The organism is Streptomyces sp. NPDC044063 (assembly GCF_056434285.1).
The window spans coordinates 78876-79156 of sequence record NZ_JBWKFM010000009.1 but is presented as its reverse complement, the minus strand read 5'-3'; the positions used below and the strand labels follow the sequence as shown (position 1 = coordinate 79156).

Genomic DNA, 281 nt, shown 5'->3' with positions numbered 1-281 from the left:
CGGTCAGGCGCCGTTCGCCGGTGACCAGCAGGCGCCGTCCGTCGGTGCCGGCTACCAGAAGCGGCGCGCTGCCGCCGCTTACCAGGCCGCGCCTGCGGCTGGAGAGCACCAGGGCCCGCCCGTCGGCGGGGGCTATCAGGGTGCGCCTGTTGGTGGCGGGCACCAGGCTCCGCCTGCCGGTGGTGGGCACCAGGGCCCGCCCGTCGGCGGGGGCTATCAGGGTGCGCCTGTTGGTGGCGGGCACCAGGCTCCGCCTGCCGGTGGTGGGCACCAGGGCCCGC

General features: G+C 77.6%; 1 protein-coding gene. It reads right to left on the bottom strand.

Features of this window, described 5'->3' with window-relative positions; translation table 11 throughout:
- Window positions 1-281, bottom strand: a 281-nt coding sequence (locus AC07BS_RS13875) for a hypothetical protein (RefSeq protein WP_478932184.1), incomplete at both ends; no start/stop codon positions are given.